Consider the following 17,803-nt stretch of genomic DNA (forward strand, 5'->3'; position numbering starts at 1 on the left):
CCGACCGGCGCCATTTTCGTTTCAGGATTGGGATGGCGGCAGGGGGATGCCGAGCCCGGCGCCGAGACAGGAACGGCAGCGCGCCAGCACGGCGAAGGCTGCGTTCGAATCTCGCCCGAGCCGCATGAGATCGCCGATGCGCGCGCGGCCAGTGACAAGGGCGGACAGCACGCCCTTGATGTCGGGCTCGCCCTCGGGGGTCAGCGCGTTGGCTGCGAAGGCCGGAAGCGCCCGGTCGGCCGGGTCGCAGATCACGCGGATCGCCGCGAAGGGCAGACCGTGCCGACCCGCGAAGGTAGCCGCCACATGGGATTCCATGTCGACGGCGGCGGCATTCGTGGAATCGCGCAAGCTCGCCTTGTCGGCGACCGAGAGGACGGCGGCATCGACACCCGCGAGATCGGCGGAAATCACCCGGTTCGGCAATCCGGCGAGCAGGCCGACCATCGCGGCGGCGGCATCGAGATCGGCGCTGCGTCGGCCATCGCGCGAGACGATGCCGGTGCCGATCACCACATCACCCGGCTTGAGGCTCGGATCGAGGCCACCCGCGATGCCGAAGCTCACCACAGCCCGGCACCCCGGAACGGACCGTCCTTCGAGCAGGATGCGCAGCCGGGCCGGGTCGCCACCCGCGCCTACGGCCTCGACGCCGGTCCCCATTGCGATACGCCGTTCGCGGGCGAGTCCGGTCACGGCGAGAACGGGGAGGGAAGGGTCGATCATGGTGCGGGGCTGGATCAGGTCCGCGAGCAATCCGGCGGGGGGCCTGGAGCGGGGCTGATCGGGTTCGGAAGAGGACAAGGGACGCCCGGGTCGAAAGGGCCGCCGGTCGGGCGTGCGATCGACCTCATATCAGGGCGAGGGCGCCGCGTCCTCTCGCAGAGAGACAGGGCGGCGAACCGCCCCGTCTCGGTCGCACGGTCACATGCCGAAGGCGACGCGGCCGGTATTGCTCTTCTTCAGGTTCCGGTAGCGCGCCAGCGCCCAGAGCGGGAAGAACTTCGGGTAGCCATGGTAGCGGAGGTAGAACACGCGCGGGAAACCCGTCGCCGTGTAGCGCTCCTCGTTCCACAGTCCGTCTGCAGTCTGGGTGCGGGTCAGGAAGTTGATGCCGCGCGTCACCGCCGGCTCGTCCACGGCGCCCGCCGCCATCAGCGCCAGCAGGGCCCAGGCCGTCTGCGAGGCGGTGGAGGAGCCTGCCTCGAAGGCCGGATCGATCTTGTAGGAGGACGCATCCTCGCCCCACCCGCCATCCGGGTTCTGGATGCGGACGAGCCAGGACACGGACTTCTTCACCCGCGGGTCTTCCTTGTCGATGCCCGCCGCATTCAGGGCGTTCAGCACCGACCACGTGCCGTAGATGAAGTTCATGCCCCAGCGGCCGTACCACGAGCCGTCTTCCTCCTGATCGTTCAGGAGGTAGTTCACGCCCCGGTCGAGGGCGCGGCTGGACTCACGGGTCTCACCGAGCTGCGCCAGCATCCCGACCACACGGGCAGTCACGTCGGCGGTCGGCGGGTCGAGGAGCGCGCCGTGATCCGAGAACGGGATGTGGTTCAGATACATGTAGTTGTTGTCGGCATCGAAGGCAGCCCAGCCGCCATCGGCCGATTGAAGCCCGACGACCCACTCGACGGCGCGGGAAATCGCCGCTTTGTAGTCCGGCATGTCGGCCACCAGGCCGTGCTGGCGCATGGCCCGATCCATGGCCATCACCACGACGGCGGTATCGTCGAGATCCGGGTAATGGGCATTGGCATACTGGAACGCCCAGCCACCGGGGCGGACATCCGGCTTGCGCGCCGCCCAGTCGCCGACAATGTCGAGAACCTGCCGGGGCTTCAGCCAGTCGAGACCGGCGCGGGCCTTCGCCTCGGCATCGGGGCCTCCGGCTTCGAGGAAGGCGTGGCTCGCGAGAGCCGTGTCCCATACGGGCGAGACGCAGGGCTGCACATAGGCCTCGTCGTCCTTGATGACGACAAGCTTCTCGATGGCTTCCAGCGCGACCTTCACCTGCGGATGGTCGGGCGTGTAGCCCATGATCTCGTACATCAGCACGGAGTTGACCATCGGCGGGAAGATGGCGCCCAGGCCGTCCTCCCCGTTCAGGCGCTCGCTCACCCAGGCGCGGGCCATCTCCATGGCGCGCTGGCGCGGGCCGCGCGGGAACAGATGCTCGGTGTTCTGAAGAATGCGGTCGATGAAGCCGAAGATCGGCGTCCACGGCCACGTCGCGTGCGGGGAGCCCGGCCAGGAGCGGACGCTCTCCGGCGGCGTCACGAACAGTTCTTGGATGCCGATGCCGCGCGGGTTCTTCGCCCTAGGCTTCGTCGCCTGCAGGACGAACATCGGGACCATGGTGCAGCGAGCCCAGTAGCTCACCTTGTCGATGTGGAAAGGGAACCACTTCGGCAGGAACATGATCTCGACCGGCATGGCCGGCACGGCGCGCCACGGCACCTCGCCGTAGAGGGCGAGGAGGAAGCGGGTGAAGACGTTGGCGTTCGCCGCACCGCCGCGGGCGAGGATCGCCTCACGCGCCCGGCGCATATGCGGGGCCTCAATGTCCTCGCCGATCATCTTCAGGCAGAAATACGCCTTCACCGTCGCGCTCATGTCGAACGGACCCTCGTGGACGAGGGCCCAGCCGCCATGCGGTCCCTGGGTGCGGCGGAGGTAGTTGCCGATCTTGCGCTCGAGATCCGCGGCCGGGGGATGGCCACGGAAATGATGGAACAGGACGTACTCGGACGGGATGGTCGCATCGGCCTCGAGCTCGAAGCAGATGTGACCATCCGTCTGAGCCATGGCGCCCAGGGCACGGGTCGCCACGGTCACGCTGCGCTCGACGGTCTCCAGGCTGATGTCCTGGGTCTTCGGACGCTGCAGCGCCTCTATCTTGTTCACGGCCTCTCTCATGTGTCCTCGCCTCACGGTCGCCTGCAGCCCATCCCGAACGCGCCGCGTCCGGAAACGGCTTCAAGCCCATGTTTCCCGCGCTCCCTCACACCGAACCGGTAACCGGCTCGGTGGCGAGCGCTCAAGTTGCAACCGCCATGCCTCAGGCAGCGCCGCGTGCCGGTGATGCCGCACACATCAGCGTGTGCGCGGCGGTCTTTCCGGAGCGGATCGCCCCTTCGATGGTCGATGGCAGGCCTGTGGCGGTCCAGTCGCCTGCCAGCACGAGGTTTGTGTGCCGCGTGCGTGCCTGCGCGCGCCGCGCAGCCTCCGCCGGGGTGGCCGCGAACGTCGCACGCTTCTCCTTGACGATTTGCCAGCGCGGCAGTTCCGAAGCAAGATTGCCGAGCGTGGCAATCTCTCCCCAGATCTGCCTCGCAAGCTCCTCACGAGGAGTGTCGAGCAGACGGTCGGCGCCTGAAATCGTGACTGAATATCGGTCCGAATAGGCGAACAGCCACTCGGTAAGACCGTTCACCACGCCGAGAACAAGCGGACTTCCCGGCTTCGGTGTGAGCGCGAAATGCGCGTTCACGATGGAGCGGAACTCCTGCGGGGCGGGGATTTCGGGCAACACATCCGAGGCCACCCAAGGCGGCAGCGCGAGGACGACCGAATCATTCGGGCCGACGGCCTCCGGCCCGTCCGCGAACAGGAGCGAGGTCACCCGCCCGCCAGAGGTCTCCAGGCTGCGCAGGCGGCGGCCGAACCGCATCTCCGCGCCGCGCTTCGTCAGAGTTTTGAGGGCCGGATCGACGAAGGCGTAGGAGAGACCTTTTTCGGCCACGAGCGGACGACAGGCCCGGCCTCCGGCGCCCAGGGTCTCACGCAGGATCCGGGCGGCGAGGCCGACATCGCTGTCGCGCGGCTCGGTATTGAGAGCTGCGAGCAGAACCGGGTGCCAGAGGCGGTCGTAGAGCGGCCCCGAGCATTCCATGCTCTGCCCGATCGTCCCGCCCGCGCCTTCCGCCTTGCCGGAGGCGGCGCGCAGTATTCCGAGCGGCGCGAGGTAGTCGCGGGCGCGGGTGCCGGGCACCCGTCGCGACGGGCTCAGCACCCACCAGGGCAGGCGCCCGGCATTGGGGCGCAGCGTCCAGCGCTGGCCGGATTTCAGATCCGCGAAATCGAAGGCGGCCTCGTCAGGGCCGACCAAGGCGTCCGAGGGCGCATTCACCTCGTGCAGGAAGCCCAACGCATCGGCATTGCCCGACAACAGCAGGTGGTTGCCGTTGTCGATCGTCAGGTCGAGGCTCGGGTCGAAATAGGAGCGGCAGCGACCGCCCGCCTGTTTGGCCGCCTCGTGCAGAACGACTTTGCGGCCGCTTCCGCTCAAGGAAACGGCCGCCGAAAGACCGGCGAGGCCGGCGCCGACGATGTGGACCTTTGCCATCACACGATACCGTGTCGAAGGGCGACGAGAATGAGCGGAAGCTTGCCCGGCTTCACTCGGGCGCGGGGCGGCGCCCAACCCCGGCGGATCACCGCCTTGAGATAGAGATGGTAGGCCGCCGCCATGAGCCGTGCCGCCTTGGTCGGCTTGCGCGGGTTGCGGCGAATGATTTCCCAGGTCGCCCGGTAATGCTCCTCGGCCTCGCGGGCGATGGCCGAGCAGACCTCGCCGATGCGCGGATGCATGATCGCCTGCATCGGCGTTGGGTCGGACAGGCCGATCCCGGCGAGCTTCTCACGGGGCAGGTAGAGGCGCCCGCGCTCGGCATCCTCATCGATGTCGCGCAGGATGTTGGTGAGTTGCAGCGCCCGGCCCTGATGCCAAGCGAGCTTGATGCCGTCCGCCTCCGGCATGCCGAAGATCCGCACCGACAGGCGGCCCACGGCGCTGGCGACCCGGTCGCAATAGAGGTCGAGGGTCGCCTCGTCGGGGGCGACGATATCCTCTTCCGCATCCATGGCCATGCCATCGATGACAGCTTGGAAATCCTCGCGCTTCAGGCCGAATTGCTCGATCGGGCCGACGAGATCGCGAGTCCGCGCCACGGGGCGCCCCGCGTAGAGCGCATCGATATCGGCGCGCCAGCGATCCAGTTCGGCGCGGCGCACCTCGCGCGTGCCGCCGTCGTCGGCCACGTCGTCCACTGCCCGGCAGAAGGCATAGACGGCGTACATCGCCTCGCGCCGCTTCTTAGGCAGCAGGCGCATGGCGGTGTAGAACGAGGAGCCTGCGGCGGGCAGCGCCGGGGCTTCGGCCTCGCCAGCCGGAGCGGGCGTCGCGGTGGCGCTCAACTTTTGGCTCCCTGAATGGCCGCGCGGACGATCCGGCCGCGGAACGGGCGTCGGGCGAGGGTGGCGACCACCCCACGCAGGGCGAACAGGGCGAAGGCCGCCTTGCCGTGATGGACTTTCTCGGACAGCGGATCGCGCTCCAGCAGGCCCTTGGACAGCACCACCGCGAGGCGATGGATCGCCGCGATTTCCATGGCGAGGCGCGTGTCGTCGATCAGGTCCGGCAGGCTCGCGCCCTCGTCCAGCAGTCTGAGACAGCCTTCCGCGAGTTCGCGGATCACCGCGCGCAGGGCCGGGGCCGCCTTGGCCTCGCCCAGCATGGCGACGGTGGCACCGTGCCTGTCGAGAGTATCCTGCGGCAGGTAAACCCGGTCGTTGTTTCGGTAATCCTTCCCGCAATCCTGCAGGTGATTGATGATCTGCAGCGCCGCGCAGATCTTGTCCGAGGGGCCGTAGACCCGCGCCGGATCCTCGCCATGCACGTCGAGGACGAAGCGCCCGACAGGCATCGCCGAATAGCGGCAATAGTGGATCAGGCTCGTCCCAATCGGCGTAGCGGTTCTTGTGTGCATCCATCCGGAACGCGTCGAGCAGTTCGAGCGCGTGCCGCGGCGGCAGGCGGCGGATGGCGAGCTCAGCCTTCAGCGGCTCCGCTTCCGGGTCCGACGGGCCTGCCCCGGTGAGGGCGTCGGCGAGCCCATCGAGCAACTCGATCTTACGCTCGGGCGAAAGCCCGGCATGGTCGGCCACGTCGTCGCCCGCACGGACGTAATAGTAGAAAGCCAGGATCGCCCCGCGATGGCGCGGGTGGATCAGATGCGAGGCGACGGGGAAGTTCTCGTCCCGGTGGCCCTTGCCGGAACGCGCGGCGGTCGCGCTGTCGAGGCTGGTCATTTCAGGTATCCCGAGGCCCGGAACCAGTCGATCGCGTCGGATAGGCCCTCGCGATATGGGCGTGCCGTGTAGCCGAGTTCGGCCCGCGCCTTCCTGTCGGAGAAGAACATCCGGTAGCGGGACATGCGAACGCCGTCGATCGTGGCGAAGGGCTGATGGCCCGTGAACCGGGCGGCCAATTGCGCGAAGAACGCCACCGGGTAAACGACGGCACGGGGCAGGCTCACGGTCGGCGGCTTGCGACCGACCATCCCGGCAATGTCCGCCAGCATCTGAGACAGGAACACGTCCTCGCCACCGAGGATGTAGCGCTCGCCGATCCGGCCCCCGTTTAGGGCGAGGAGGTGGCCCTGCGCCACGTCGTCTACGTGGGCGAGGTTGAGGCCGGTATCCACGAAGGCGGGCATCTTGCCGAGCGCCGCCTCCTGAATGATCCGCCCCGTGGGGGTCGGCTTCACGTCGCGGGGGCCGATGGGCGTAGAGGGGTTCACGATCACAGCAGGAAGGCCGTTCCGGGCGACCATTTCTTCCACGACGCGCTCGGCCACGACCTTGCTGCGCTTGTAGGCGCCGATCGCCGTCTCCGGCGTCAGGGGCATGGTCTCGTCGGAAGGTGTCACGCCGTCGGCGGGCGGGCGGATCGTGGCGACGCTCGACGTGTAGACGATCCGCTCCACGCCCGCATCGAGGGCAGCCTGCATGATCAGGCGCGTACCGTCGCGGTTGGTGCGGACGATCTCTTCCATGTCCGGCGCCCAGAGCCGGTAATCGGCTGCGGCGTGAATCAGGTAACGCTGGCCGTGCATGGCGGCAGCCACGCTGCCCGCATCGCGCATGTCGCCCGTGATGATCTCGACATCGGGCCACGTGAGATTGGTGCGGGGGCTCGTCGCACGCACGAGGATGCGCACCGGGAAGCCGGCCCGGCGAAAGACGTCGACCAGGGCCGAGCCGAGAAAGCCGCTCGCGCCGGTGATCAGCACGGGGCCGGTCTCGACCGGGCCGGAAGGGGTGGCCTCAGCCATTCTGTCTCGTCACGTCACAAAAGAAATCGCGGCGGGCGAGGTGCCCACCGCGCTGCGTTCTAATCGGGCCGGGCAGGCCGCGGCAAGGCGCGGCCTGATCCGCTCAGGCGAGCCGGAGCCGCGACCGTCCGTCCTTCCGCTCAGGCAGCGTCTCGTTGACGACCTTTGCGATGCTGTTCGCGTCGAGGCCGGCCTCGGCGTACATCTTCTCCGGGCTGTCGTGGTCCTGGTACAGGTCCGGCAGCGTCATCGTCCGCACCCGCACCCGGCCCGCATCCAGCGCGCCGCGCTCGGCCAGCAGGTGCAGCACCATCGCCCCGAACCCGCCGCGCGAGCCCTCTTCCACCGTCACCAGAACCTCGTGACGCGACGCCAGATCCAGGATCAGCGCCTCGTCCAGCGGCTTGGCGAAGCGCGCATCCGCGACCGTCACGGCCACGCCCTGGTCCGCCAGCAGGTCCGCCGCCTTCAGCGCCTCGGCCAGACGCGTCCCCAGCGACAGGATCGCCACCCGCGCATTCGCATCCTCGCGCACCATCCGGCCCTTGCCGATCGGCAGCGCCACGCCCTTCTCCGGCAGTTCCACCCCGACGCCCTCGCCGCGCGGGTAGCGCAGCGCGATCGGGCCGCTGTCATGCGCGTGGCAGGTCGCCACCATGTGCACCAGCTCCGCCTCGTCGGCGGCGGCCATCACCGTCATGTTCGGCAGGCAGCACAGATAGGCGAGGTCGAACGCGCCCGCATGGGTCGCCCCGTCCGCCCCCACCAAGCCCGCCCGGTCCATGCAGAACCGCACCGGCAGGTTCTGCAACGCCACGTCGTGCACGACCTGATCGTAGGCCCGCTGCAGGAAGGTCGAGTAGATCGCCACGAACGGCTTGTAGCCCTCCGTCGCCAAGCCGCCCGCGAAGGTCACCGCATGCTGCTCGGCGATGCCGACGTCGAAGGTCTTGTCCGGGTGCGCCTTGCCGAACAGGTCGATGCCCGTGCCCCCCGGCATGGCGGCGGTGATCGCCACCACCTTCGGGTCGGCATCCGCCGCCTTGATCAGGCTCTCGCCGAACACCCGCGTATAGGCCGGGGCGTTCGGCTTGGCCTTGGCCTGCACGCCCGAGACCACGTCGAACTTCACCACGCCATGGTAGCGGTCGGCCGAGGCCTCGGCCGGGGCGTAGCCCTTGCCCTTGCGCGTCACGACGTGGAGCAGGATCGGCCCGTGCTCGGCGTCGCGGACGTTCTTCAGCACCGGCAGCAGGTGGTCGAGGTTGTGGCCGTCGACCGGGCCGACATAGTGGAAACCCATCTCCTCGAACATCGTGCCGCCGCCGACCACGAGGGAGCGGGCATATTCCTCCGCCGCCGCCGCGCGCTGGTAGATCGCCTTGGGCAGGAGCTTGCCGAGCTGCTTGGCCGCGTCGCGCAGCGTGCGGTAGGTGTCGCCCGAGGCGAGGCGCGCGAGATAGGCCGACATGGCGCCGACGGGCGGCGCGATCGACATGTCGTTGTCGTTGAGGATGACGATGAGGCGCGAATGCAGGGCGCCGGCGTTGTTCATGGCCTCGTAGGCCATGCCCGCCGACATCGAGCCGTCGCCGATCACCGCGATCATGTTCCGGCGCTTCGCGCTCTGGCCCTTGGCCTTGGCGGCGGCGGCGTCGAGGTCGCGGCCGACCGCCATGCCGAGCGCGGCCGAGATCGAGGTGGACGAGTGCGCCGCGCCGAACGGGTCGTAGACGCTCTCCGAGCGCTTGGTGAAGCCCGACAGGCCGCCGCCCTGGCGCAGCGTCCGGATGCGGTCGCGGCGTCCGGTGAGGATCTTGTGCGGGTAGCACTGGTGGCCGACATCCCACACGATGCGGTCGTCGGGGGTGTCGAACACGTGGTGCAGCGCTACCGTCAGCTCGACCACGCCCAGCCCCGAGCCGAGATGGCCGCCGGTCACCGACACGGCGTCGATCATCTCCGCGCGCACGGCATCGGCCACATTCTGCAGCTCGCCTTCCGGCACACGCCGCAGATCCGACGGCTCGTTCACACGATCCAGCAACGCTGATTGCTCAGGGGTGATCGCCAATGCTCGCACTCGCTAATTCACTGTGCCGCCCGTTGCGCCGATTCAGAACCTGACGCCGCACGGGCCTTGAGCGGGGCGCAACCGTATGAGAATCCGGGATGCCACCGCTATCACGATAGTTCCACGTACGAACGATTGACGCTTCGATCAATGTCGGGATGACGCTTTTTTACGGTCTCGTGCCCTTGCCGCCACATGAGGTTCACCCTTGAGCGTCACTCGTCTGTGCAAAATTTTGCTGATCTCGCTGCTTCCTTTGTCCGGCCAAGCTTTGGCCGACCCGCGCGCGCCGAATGGCAATCTCAGCTTTGCCTGCAACTTCCTCGGCGATTGCCCCCCCGGCCCGTTCCCGGAGGGCCGGACCGCGACGTGCGTCCGTTTTCCCGCAATCTCGGGCGCCCCTGCGCGCGCCGCGACCGGCCGACGCCGGAGGGTCCGCGGCATGTCCGGGCCTGCTGGTGACCCGCCTCCGTTACCTCGTCTTCTTCCTCGTCGCGGCAAGCATTTCTACGGCCAAGGCTCAGGACTGCCCTGCATTGTACGCGGGCGGGCAGGCGCCGGTTCTGGTCAATGCCAAGCTCGCCGAGCGGACGCAGGCGCTGTGCTTCGAAGCCTTCACCGTGCTGCATTCCGGCGTGACCCGCACGCCGCTCTATTCGGCTGAGCATCTCACCCGCGAGAGCATCATGGCCGCCCGCGCGGTGGCGCGCGACGATTCCTTCCATGAAGAGACCCGGCTCCCGCCGGAGGCCCGCGCGCGGCTGGAGGACTACGTTCGCAGCGGCTTCGACCGGGGCCATCTCGCCCCTGCCGCCGACATGCCGTCGGTGAACGCCCAGGCGGAATCGTTCAGTCTCGCCAACATTGTCCCTCAGGACCGGACGATGAACCGCGGCATCTGGAGCGACATCGAGGAAAGCGTGCGGCGACTCGCGACCCGGCGGGGCTCGCTCTACGTCGTCACCGGCGTGGTCTTCTCCGGGGATTCTCTGCGCGAGATCGGGGCGGGCGTCCTCGTCCCGACGCAACTCTATAAGGCCGTCTACGACCCGGCGACCGGAGAGGCCGGAGCCTATCTCATTGCGAACACGGCTGGACGGGACTGGCAGGGCCTGTCCCTTGCAGCGCTTCGCCAAGCGACCGGCGTCGATGTCTTCCCCGCCCTCTCGCCGCAGGCCAAGGCGATGGCCATGACCCTGCCGGACCCGCAGGCAAGCTCGCGCGGCGAGGCGCGGCGCCAGGATGGCTCGCCGGACCACGGATGGCGCGAGTGGCTGTGGCGGGAAGTGATGCGTGAGGTGCGGAAATCGATCCGCGCATTCCTTCGCCAGATCTTTTGAGGCGACGATGACAGACACGTCAAAGGACCGGTTCGAACCCTTTGCCGACGGGGCCAGCGTGCGCAGCGTCGGCGGCCTGTCGATCGAGAACGGCACCGCGCGGATCGCCGTGCACGGCAGCCTCGACATCACGAAAGACCGGATTGGCCTCGATCAGGCCCGCCTCCTGCGCGAGACCTTCGAGGCTGTCGTGAAGGCGCTCGAAGCGGCGGCTCTGCCGGAAAAGGTCGCCGAGGCAGCGGACATCGCCCCCAAGCGCGTGAAGAACCCCTTCGCCTGAGAGCGGCGCAGGCGGCCCGATCCTTGCCGCTCCGGGGCCGTCCTGATAGTTCGAGCAGATCACTCGAAACATCCCGACTCGCGCGACAGGGCCGGCTCAGACGCCCGCCGCCAAACGCCGCGACTCGAACCCCATTCCGAACAAGGACGACCCGCGATGGCCCGCGAATTCATCTATCACATGAAGGGGCTGACCAAGGCCTATACCGGCGGCAAGAAGATCCTCGATAACGTCAACCTCTCCTTCTACCCGGACGCCAAGATCGGCGTGCTCGGCATCAACGGCGCGGGCAAGTCGACGCTGCTCAAGATCATGGCCGGGATCGACACCGATTTCACCGGTGACGGCTGGGTCGCGCAGGGCGCCCGCGTCGGCTACCTGCCGCAGGAGCCGCAACTCGATCCCACCAAGTCCGTCCGCGAGAACGTGATGGAGGGCGTAGCCGAGAAGCAGGCGATGCTCGACCGCTATAACGAGCTCGCGATGAACTACTCGGAGGAAACCGCCGACGAGATGACCGAGCTTCAGGACAGGATCGAGACGCTCGGCCTGTGGGAGCTCGACTCGAAGGTCGATCAGGCCATGGAGGCCCTCGGTTGCCCGAGCGACGAGCAGCCCGTCGCCACCCTCTCGGGCGGCGAGCGCCGCCGTATCGCCCTGTGCCGCTTGCTCCTGTGGGAGCCGGAACTGCTGCTCCTCGACGAGCCGACCAACCACCTCGACGCCGAGACGGTGAATTGGCTGGAAGGGCACCTGCGCCAGTATCCCGGCGCCATCCTGATCGTGACCCACGATCGCTACTTCCTCGACAACGTGACGAGCTGGATTCTCGAGCTGGATCGCGCCAAGGGCATCCCCTACGAGGGCAACTACTCCTCCTGGCTGGTGCAGAAGCAGAAGCGCCTCGCTCAGGAGGGTCGCGAGGACATGGCTCGCCAGCGCTCCATCGCCCGCGAGCAGGAGTGGATTTCGGCTTCGCCGAAGGCCCGCCAGACCAAGTCGAAGGCTCGCATCACCCGCTACGAGGAACTCGTGGCGAAGCAGGCTCAGAAGGTCGATGCCACGGCGCAGATCGTCATCCCGATCACCGAGCGGCTCGGACAGAACGTCATCGAGTTCGACCACCTCTCGAAGGCGTTCGGGGACCGGCTGCTGATTGAGGACCTGTCCTTCAAGCTTCCGCCGGGCGGCATCGTCGGCGTGATCGGCCCGAACGGCGCGGGCAAGACCACGTTGTTCAAGATGATCACCGGAAACGAGAAGCCGGACGCAGGCAACATCAAGGTCGGCGAGAGCGTCCACCTCGGCTATGTCGATCAGAGCCGCGACGCGCTCGATCCGAACTCCACCGTCTGGCAGGAGATCTCGGGCGGCAACGACATCCTGTATTTCAACAAGCGCGAGATCAATTCGCGGGCCTATTGCGCGGCCTTCGCTTTCAAGGGCCCCGATCAGCAGAAGAAGGTCGGCACGCTTTCGGGCGGTGAGCGCAACCGCGTCCACCTCGCTGCGACCCTGCGCAAGGGCGGCAACGTCCTGCTCCTCGACGAGCCGACCAACGACCTCGACATGGAAACCCTGCGGGCACTCGAAGAAGGCCTTGAGGATTACGCGGGCTGCGCCGTCATCATCAGCCACGATCGCTGGTTCCTGAACCGTATCGCGACCCACATCCTCGCCTTTGAAGGCGACAGCCACGTCGAGTGGTTCGAAGGCAACTTCTCCGACTACGAGCAGGACAAGATGCGCCGCCTCGGCGCGGACTCGATCATGCCGAAGAAGATCAAGTACAAGAAGTTCTCTCGCTGAGGCTTCAATCCCGGCGGCGGAAAGCCGCCGGGAAAGGTCTGCGCGGAACCTAAACGGGCCAGCGATCTTGCTTGGCTGCGGCGGCGACGGGATGCAGCGGCCGCAGGAACGCCGCATGCCGGATCGCCGCTCGCTCTTTTTCGGCCTCGCCGCCGCTTTCGCAGTGTCGCCGGCGCGGGCGGTCACGGCACCCGAACGTATGGTTCTGTGGCCTGCGACGCCCCCCGGCGGGGGAGGGCCGACCGGGCCCCTGCGACGCGACGATAGCGGCGCCGTCACCAACATCGCCACCCCCATCCTCGAAGCCTTCCTGCCCGAGAAGCCGACCGGCGTCGCTGTTCTGGTGGCGGGGGAGGAGGCTATGCCCGCATCGGCCTCGTGAAGGAGGCCTATCCCGCCGCGTATTGGCTGGTGGCGCAGGGCATCACCGCTTTCGTCCTCACCTACCGTTTGCCGCGCGAAGGGTGGAATGACGGGTCGAACGTTCCGTTGCAGGACATGCAGCGTGCTTTGCGCCTCATCCGCTCGCAATCCGCGCGGATGAAGGTGGACCCGGCCCGCGTCGGAGTCATGGGCTTTTCGGCAGGCGGGCACCTCGCCGGCATGGCCGCCGCGCGCTCAGCCTTCCGCTCGTATGAACCCGTCGATGGGGCCGACGAGGTGTCGGCCCGACCGGACTTCGCAAGCCTTATCTATCCGGTCGTCTCGGTCGAGGCGCCGAACGACAAGACCACTACGCGCCGCTCCCTCGTGGGCGAGACACCGAGCCTTGCCGAGAGCGAGGCTTGGTCGCTCCAGACCTACCTTGGCACCGGTTGCCCACCGATCTTTCTCGTCCAGACCGATGACGACCGGGTCATCGGAGCGGAGCATAGCCGCATCCTCGATGCCGCCTGCCGAAAGGCTCAGGTGCCGGTCGAATATCATCGCTTCGCCGTGGGCGGGCATGGATTCGGGATCGGGCAGTCTGACACGCCTGTTGCGCTATGGCCCCGCCTCTACCGCTTCTGGCTCTCCAGCATGTCGTTGATGCGGTAGGCGATGGACGCCCTCTCACCGAAGAGGCTGCAGGGCGGGTCGATCGACCCGTCCCCCAAGCCGCAGGCACGCAAGCGCGATCCCCGCGTCGATGTTCTGCGCGGCCTCGCGCTGCTCATGATCTTCATCGATCACATCCCGCGCAACGCGCCCGCGTTGTTCACGCTGCACAATCTCGGCTTCTCGGATGCCGCCGAGCTGTTCGTGTTGCTGGCGGGCTATTCGTCCATGGTGGCCTATGGCGGGCTGTTCCGGCGGGCTGGGGTGGCCACGACACTCCTGCGCATCGCGAAGCGATGCTTCCGGATCTACCTGTACCAAGCGGGGCTGCTGATCGCGACGCTGCTGATCGTGAAGATCTGGATGGAGATCACCGGCCTCACTCCGCGCTTCGGCGTGAAGCCGCTGATCGAGATGGGTATGTGGCAGGGCCTGTTGCGCGGCCTCGCGCTCAACGCCCTGCCGAACTACCTCGATATCTTGCCGCTCTACATCGTGCTGCTGGCGCTGTTCCCCCTGGTCTATCTCGGGATGACCAAGGGGATCTGGGGAACTTTGGCCCTCTCGGCGACGATCTGGCTCGCGGCCAACGTCGATCATCAGCTCAACCTGCCCAATGCGGCGGCCGATGACGGTTGGTATTTCAATCCCTTCGCATGGCAATTCCTGTTCGTGATCGGCTGTGCGCTGGCGGTCGCGGTCCGCAACACGGGCGGATTCCTGCCGCGCCATCCTGTGCTCAAAGCTCTCGCTATCGCCTTCCTCACATTCGCGTTCTTCCAGGCCGGGGCCTGGGGTGAGTGGGGCCTGCCCGACCTGCATCCCTTCGCCATGGAGCCGCCGAACAAGAGCTACGTGCCGCCGCTGCGGCTCATCAACATCCTGGCGCTCGCCTATCTGCTGTTCAGCAGCCCTGCGATCCGAAGGCTGTCGGAACAGCCGTTCCTGCGCGCGGCGGAGGCTTGCGGAAAGCATTCGCTGGAGATCTTCGCCGTCGGCTGCCTCTGTGCCCTGGTCGGGCGCGTTCTCTACCGGTCGTTCGATGCGATCTGGCCGGTACAGGTTGCGGTGAACCTCACCGGCTTGTCGCTGATGCTGGGCTTGGGCCTGTATTTCGATGCGCGGGCGAGGCAGCGCGCGGCGCGCGCCAAGGGAGTTGCCTGATGCCGCCCATGCGCCGGAAGGGCGACCTTCCGACCAAGATCTGCGCCCAATGCGGTCGCCCCTTCACGTGGCGCAAGAAGTGGGAACGGGTGTGGGACGAGGTACGCTATTGCTCGGACCGCTGCCGGAGCGAGGCCAAGCGCGGTGGGGCCAAAGCGCAGGGCGAGTGACGATCAGGCGAAGTTCCGCGCCGCCGCTAGCGCATCCGGCGTGTCGACATCAAGGGTGATGCCGGGCTCCGCTTCGATCTCGATGATGTCCGCGCGTCCGGTGAGCAATGGCCCGGCACCGCGATCCCCGCGAAGCGCGGACAATCCATCGGCCAGGACCCGCAGGTTCAGAAGCACCGGATTGCCCCGCGTACCCTCATGGACGGGAACGACCGCCGCCGCCGTCGATCCGCCATTCTCGAAGGCGTCGGCTAAACGGTCGATCAGCGCTGCACCGACCAGCGGCATGTCGCCCAGCATCACGATGGCCGCGTCGCAGACCGGCAGGGCGGCGAGCCCGGCTTTGAGCGAGCTCGACAGGCCTTCCGAATACGCCTCGTTCCGCACGCAAGTCAGGTCGAGCCCCGTCAGAGCTGCTTCCACCGCGTCCGCATGGGCGCCGAGAACGGCGACGACCGGCCGGGGACGTGCGGCCAGGGCCGCCTCAGCCGCAAGTCTTACGAGTGGACGCCCGCCGAAATCCGCCAACATCTTCGGTTGCGCGCCGAAGCGGGTGCCGCGTCCGGCCGCGAGGAGGATCGTCCCGATCCTAATCATCGGCGTCCGCCGCCGTCCCACCCGCGCGGGGCTGAGGCCGCGACACGATCTCCATGAGCAAGCCGCCGACCCCGAGGGCGACGATATCAGCCCGCCCGACAGGCACATCCGCCAAGAGGCGGTGAAGGATCCAATCGAACCCGTTCTCCTTGGGCGAGCGCGCACAGCCCGGAGCGCCAATCACCGGGACGCCGTTCCGCGTGCCGAGAAGGAGCAGATTGCCCGGATCGACGGGCATGCCGAGATGGTCCACCCGTCCGCCAGCCTGCTCGATTCCGGCGGGGATCACATCCCGCCGGTCCGCGATGGCCGACGCACCGAACACGACGGCCAAGTCGGCGCCCGCTTCGTCGATGACGTCGCGGAGCCCTGCCGCCACGCCATCGGCCGTGTGGGCGACGCGGGTCTCGGCCACGATCTCTGCGCCCGTGGGGGCGAGACGTTCGGCCAGGACGCGGAGCGTCTTGTCGATGGTCGAATCCTTGAGCGAGGCGAGTCGCGTCGAGACGACACCCACCCGCGACCGACGGTAAGGCGCGACCGAGATGGGGCCGCCCGCGCCCCGCGTACTCGCTTCGGCCAGGATGGTCCGGCTCACGGCGTAAGGGATGATCTTCACGGTCGCGACCATTTCGCCCTCGGCCACCGGCTTGAAGGCGGGCAGCGTCGCGACCGTGACGGATTCGTCCACGCCGTTCACGGCATCGATGCGTAACCGGTCGATCAGAAGCAGGCCGGGCGACGTCGCGAAGAGGTTGCATCGGCCGGTGAAGGGCTCTTCGACCCGCAGGTTGTCGCCACGAAGCGCGGCAGCCAGCGAACCCGCCGCTTCGTCTTCCCCGATATCGCCGTCATCGAGGGAGACGGCCACGACCTCTCGAACCCCCTCGGCGGCAAGCCGCGCGGCCATGTCGGTGCTGATGATCGAACCCTTGCGAAGGGTTTCGCCTCCGCTGCGCAGGGAATGCGCGGTGATGAGCCCAGCCGAGTCCGCGACGGGAACGGGGCCGAATCTCACGCAACCCCCGGCCGGGGGGCCCGGCGTAACTCGGCGACGATTTCCGACAGGATCGCCAGGGCGATCTCGGCCGGGCTCACCGCGCCGATCGCTAGTCCGATCGGGGCGTGGATTTGGCCGATCTCGGTCTCCGAAAAGCCCGACTGCGTCAGCCGCCCGACCCGTGCCGCATGCGTCTTCCGCGAGCCGAGGGCGCCGATATAGAAGCAGCCCGCCTTGAGAGCCGCCATCAGCGCCGGATCATCGATCTTCGGATCGTGGGTGAGGGCGGCAAGCGCACAGTAACGGTCCAGGGGCGGGACTGGCCCGGCGAAGGCGGCATCCGGCCATTCGGCCACGAGGTCAATTTCCGGAAATCGCTCCGGCGTGGCGAAGGCGCTGCGTGGGTCGACCACCGTCAGGGCGAGATCGAGCGCGGCGGCCATGCGCGCCATGGCCTGTGAGATGTGGACGGCGCCGATCACCACCAGACGCACAGGCGGCACCTGCACTGTGAGGAAAGCCGACCCTTCCGTCGTCTCGACCAAGCCGCTCTTACCCGAGGCGAGGTGTTTGCCGAGCAGGTCAGACAAGGGATCGGCCGCGATATCCGCCTCGCGCACGAGGCGCTGAGCGCCGTCGGGGATGGAGGTGACGAGAATGGCTGCACGTCGCGCGGCCCGCTCCTCGTTCAGGGCGGCGAGGATGTCCGCGCGCATCAGTCGATCCGTTCCACGAAGACGCGGATGCGGCCGCCGCAGGACAGGCCCGCCCGCCATGCCGTCTCGTCGGCGACGCCGAATTCGAGCACGCGGGGTGTTCCGGCTTCGATCACGTCGGCGGCCTCCACGATCACCTCACCCTCGACGCAGCCGCCCGAGACGGAGCCGAGGAAATTGCCCTCGCCGTCGATGACGAGATGGCTTCCCACCGGCCGGGGCGCGGAGCCCCAGGTTTCGATGACGGTGGCGAGGGCGACATCGCGCCCCTCGCGCCGCCACGCCTGCGCGGCGGACAGGATATCGGAATCGGTGCTGAGCATGGCCATGCGAGCCTGAGGGAGACGGGAGCGCCCGTGCCCCAGAGGTATGGCCCCTACGCGGCAGCGCAAGCCACCCCGTCACGAGGCGACCCCGTCGCCCTTGGCGATGGCGGCACCGGCCGGTAGAAGGTGGGCCCGCTTCGGGCCGGAGCCGAGGCTTACTTCTCCATG

At 67.8% G+C, this 17,803-nt stretch carries 15 protein-coding genes and 2 pseudogenes; 6 read left to right on the forward strand and 11 right to left on the reverse strand.

The genetic code is table 11. The features are described from left to right. Positions 1-21: 21 nt before the first annotated feature. The 7 genes and pseudogenes from ACFQE0_RS12540 to dxs all read right to left on the reverse strand — a co-directional run bounded on the left by ACFQE0_RS12540 (position 22) and on the right by dxs (position 9,165). Positions 22-726 (reverse strand): phosphorylase, encoded by a 705-nt coding sequence (locus tag ACFQE0_RS12540; RefSeq protein WP_378970055.1) that lies wholly within the window; start codon positions 724-726, stop codon positions 22-24. Between the two features lie 198 nt (positions 727-924). Continuing rightward, complete coding sequence (gene shc / locus ACFQE0_RS12545) at positions 925-2,922, reverse strand: squalene--hopene cyclase (protein ID WP_378970057.1); 1,998 nt, start codon at positions 2,920-2,922, stop codon at positions 925-927. A 142-nt stretch (positions 2,923-3,064) separates the two neighbouring features. Continuing rightward, positions 3,065-4,351: a hydroxysqualene dehydroxylase HpnE gene (gene hpnE, locus ACFQE0_RS12550; RefSeq protein ID WP_378970059.1), complete on the reverse strand. Its 1,287-nt coding sequence runs from the start codon at positions 4,349-4,351 to the stop codon at positions 3,065-3,067. Continuing rightward, positions 4,351-5,202 carry a presqualene diphosphate synthase HpnD gene (gene hpnD, locus ACFQE0_RS12555; protein WP_378970061.1) on the reverse strand — a complete coding sequence of 284 codons (852 nt, stop codon included), beginning with the start codon at positions 5,200-5,202 and terminating at the stop codon, positions 4,351-4,353. The genes hpnE and hpnD overlap by 1 nt, the downstream gene beginning before the upstream one ends. Further along, positions 5,199-6,096: pseudogene (gene hpnC / locus ACFQE0_RS12560) on the reverse strand (squalene synthase HpnC). Before hpnC ends, hpnD begins: the two are co-directional and overlap by 4 nt. Next, positions 6,093-7,121: a hopanoid-associated sugar epimerase gene (gene hpnA / locus ACFQE0_RS12565; RefSeq protein ID WP_378970063.1), complete on the reverse strand. Its 1,029-nt coding sequence runs from the start codon at positions 7,119-7,121 to the stop codon at positions 6,093-6,095. Before hpnA ends, hpnC begins: the two are co-directional and overlap by 4 nt. Positions 7,122-7,224: 103 nt before the next feature. Beyond that, positions 7,225-9,165, reverse strand: coding sequence for a 1-deoxy-D-xylulose-5-phosphate synthase (gene dxs / locus ACFQE0_RS12570; RefSeq protein WP_378975454.1), 1,941 nt, complete (start codon positions 9,163-9,165; stop codon positions 7,225-7,227). Positions 9,166-9,650: 485 nt separating this feature from the next. Between dxs and ACFQE0_RS12575 the strand changes: the two genes are divergently transcribed. The 6 genes and pseudogenes from ACFQE0_RS12575 to ACFQE0_RS12600 all read left to right on the forward strand — a co-directional run bounded on the left by ACFQE0_RS12575 (position 9,651) and on the right by ACFQE0_RS12600 (position 14,996). Beyond that, positions 9,651-10,535, forward strand: coding sequence for a DNA/RNA non-specific endonuclease (locus ACFQE0_RS12575; protein WP_378975456.1), 885 nt, complete (start codon positions 9,651-9,653; stop codon positions 10,533-10,535). Positions 10,536-10,542: 7 nt separating this feature from the next. Beyond that, complete coding sequence (locus ACFQE0_RS12580; RefSeq protein WP_378970065.1) at positions 10,543-10,815, forward strand: hypothetical protein; 273 nt, start codon at positions 10,543-10,545, stop codon at positions 10,813-10,815. A gap of 156 nt (positions 10,816-10,971) precedes the next feature. Continuing rightward, a complete protein-coding gene (ettA, locus tag ACFQE0_RS12585; RefSeq protein ID WP_378970067.1) occupies positions 10,972-12,624 on the forward strand; it encodes an energy-dependent translational throttle protein EttA in 1,653 nt (550 codons plus the stop codon). A 115-nt stretch (positions 12,625-12,739) separates the two neighbouring features. Next, a pseudogene (locus ACFQE0_RS12590) lies at positions 12,740-13,662 on the forward strand (alpha/beta hydrolase). Between the two features lie 3 nt (positions 13,663-13,665). Next, entirely contained in the window at positions 13,666-14,826 is a 1,161-nt protein-coding gene (locus tag ACFQE0_RS12595; protein ID WP_378970069.1) for an OpgC family protein, read from the forward strand. Further along, positions 14,826-14,996 carry a DUF2256 domain-containing protein gene (locus ACFQE0_RS12600; protein ID WP_378970071.1) on the forward strand — a complete coding sequence of 57 codons (171 nt, stop codon included), beginning with the start codon at positions 14,826-14,828 and terminating at the stop codon, positions 14,994-14,996. Before ACFQE0_RS12595 ends, ACFQE0_RS12600 begins: the two co-directional genes overlap by 1 nt. A gap of 3 nt (positions 14,997-14,999) precedes the next feature. Here ACFQE0_RS12600 and ACFQE0_RS12605 read toward each other — a convergent pair whose 3' ends face one another. From ACFQE0_RS12605 to ACFQE0_RS12620, 4 genes are read right to left on the reverse strand one after another with little or no spacing between them, the layout of a single operon-like run. After that, positions 15,000-15,593 carry a nucleotidyltransferase family protein gene (locus ACFQE0_RS12605; RefSeq protein ID WP_378970073.1) on the reverse strand — a complete coding sequence of 198 codons (594 nt, stop codon included), beginning with the start codon at positions 15,591-15,593 and terminating at the stop codon, positions 15,000-15,002. Continuing rightward, on the reverse strand, positions 15,586-16,611 hold the full coding sequence (locus tag ACFQE0_RS12610) for a molybdopterin-binding protein (protein WP_378970075.1): 1,026 nt from the start codon (positions 16,609-16,611) through the stop codon (positions 15,586-15,588). Before ACFQE0_RS12610 ends, ACFQE0_RS12605 begins: the two co-directional genes overlap by 8 nt. Then, entirely contained in the window at positions 16,608-17,309 is a 702-nt protein-coding gene (locus ACFQE0_RS12615; protein ID WP_378970077.1) for an XdhC family protein, read from the reverse strand. Before ACFQE0_RS12615 ends, ACFQE0_RS12610 begins: the two co-directional genes overlap by 4 nt. Further along, complete coding sequence (locus ACFQE0_RS12620; protein ID WP_378970079.1) at positions 17,309-17,632, reverse strand: XdhC family protein; 324 nt, start codon at positions 17,630-17,632, stop codon at positions 17,309-17,311. Before ACFQE0_RS12620 ends, ACFQE0_RS12615 begins: the two co-directional genes overlap by 1 nt. Between the last annotated feature and the right edge of the window lie 171 nt (positions 17,633-17,803).

The sequence above is a fragment of the Methylobacterium komagatae genome, from assembly GCF_042661665.1.
Classification (GTDB): Bacteria; Pseudomonadota; Alphaproteobacteria; order Rhizobiales; family Beijerinckiaceae; genus Methylobacterium; species Methylobacterium komagatae.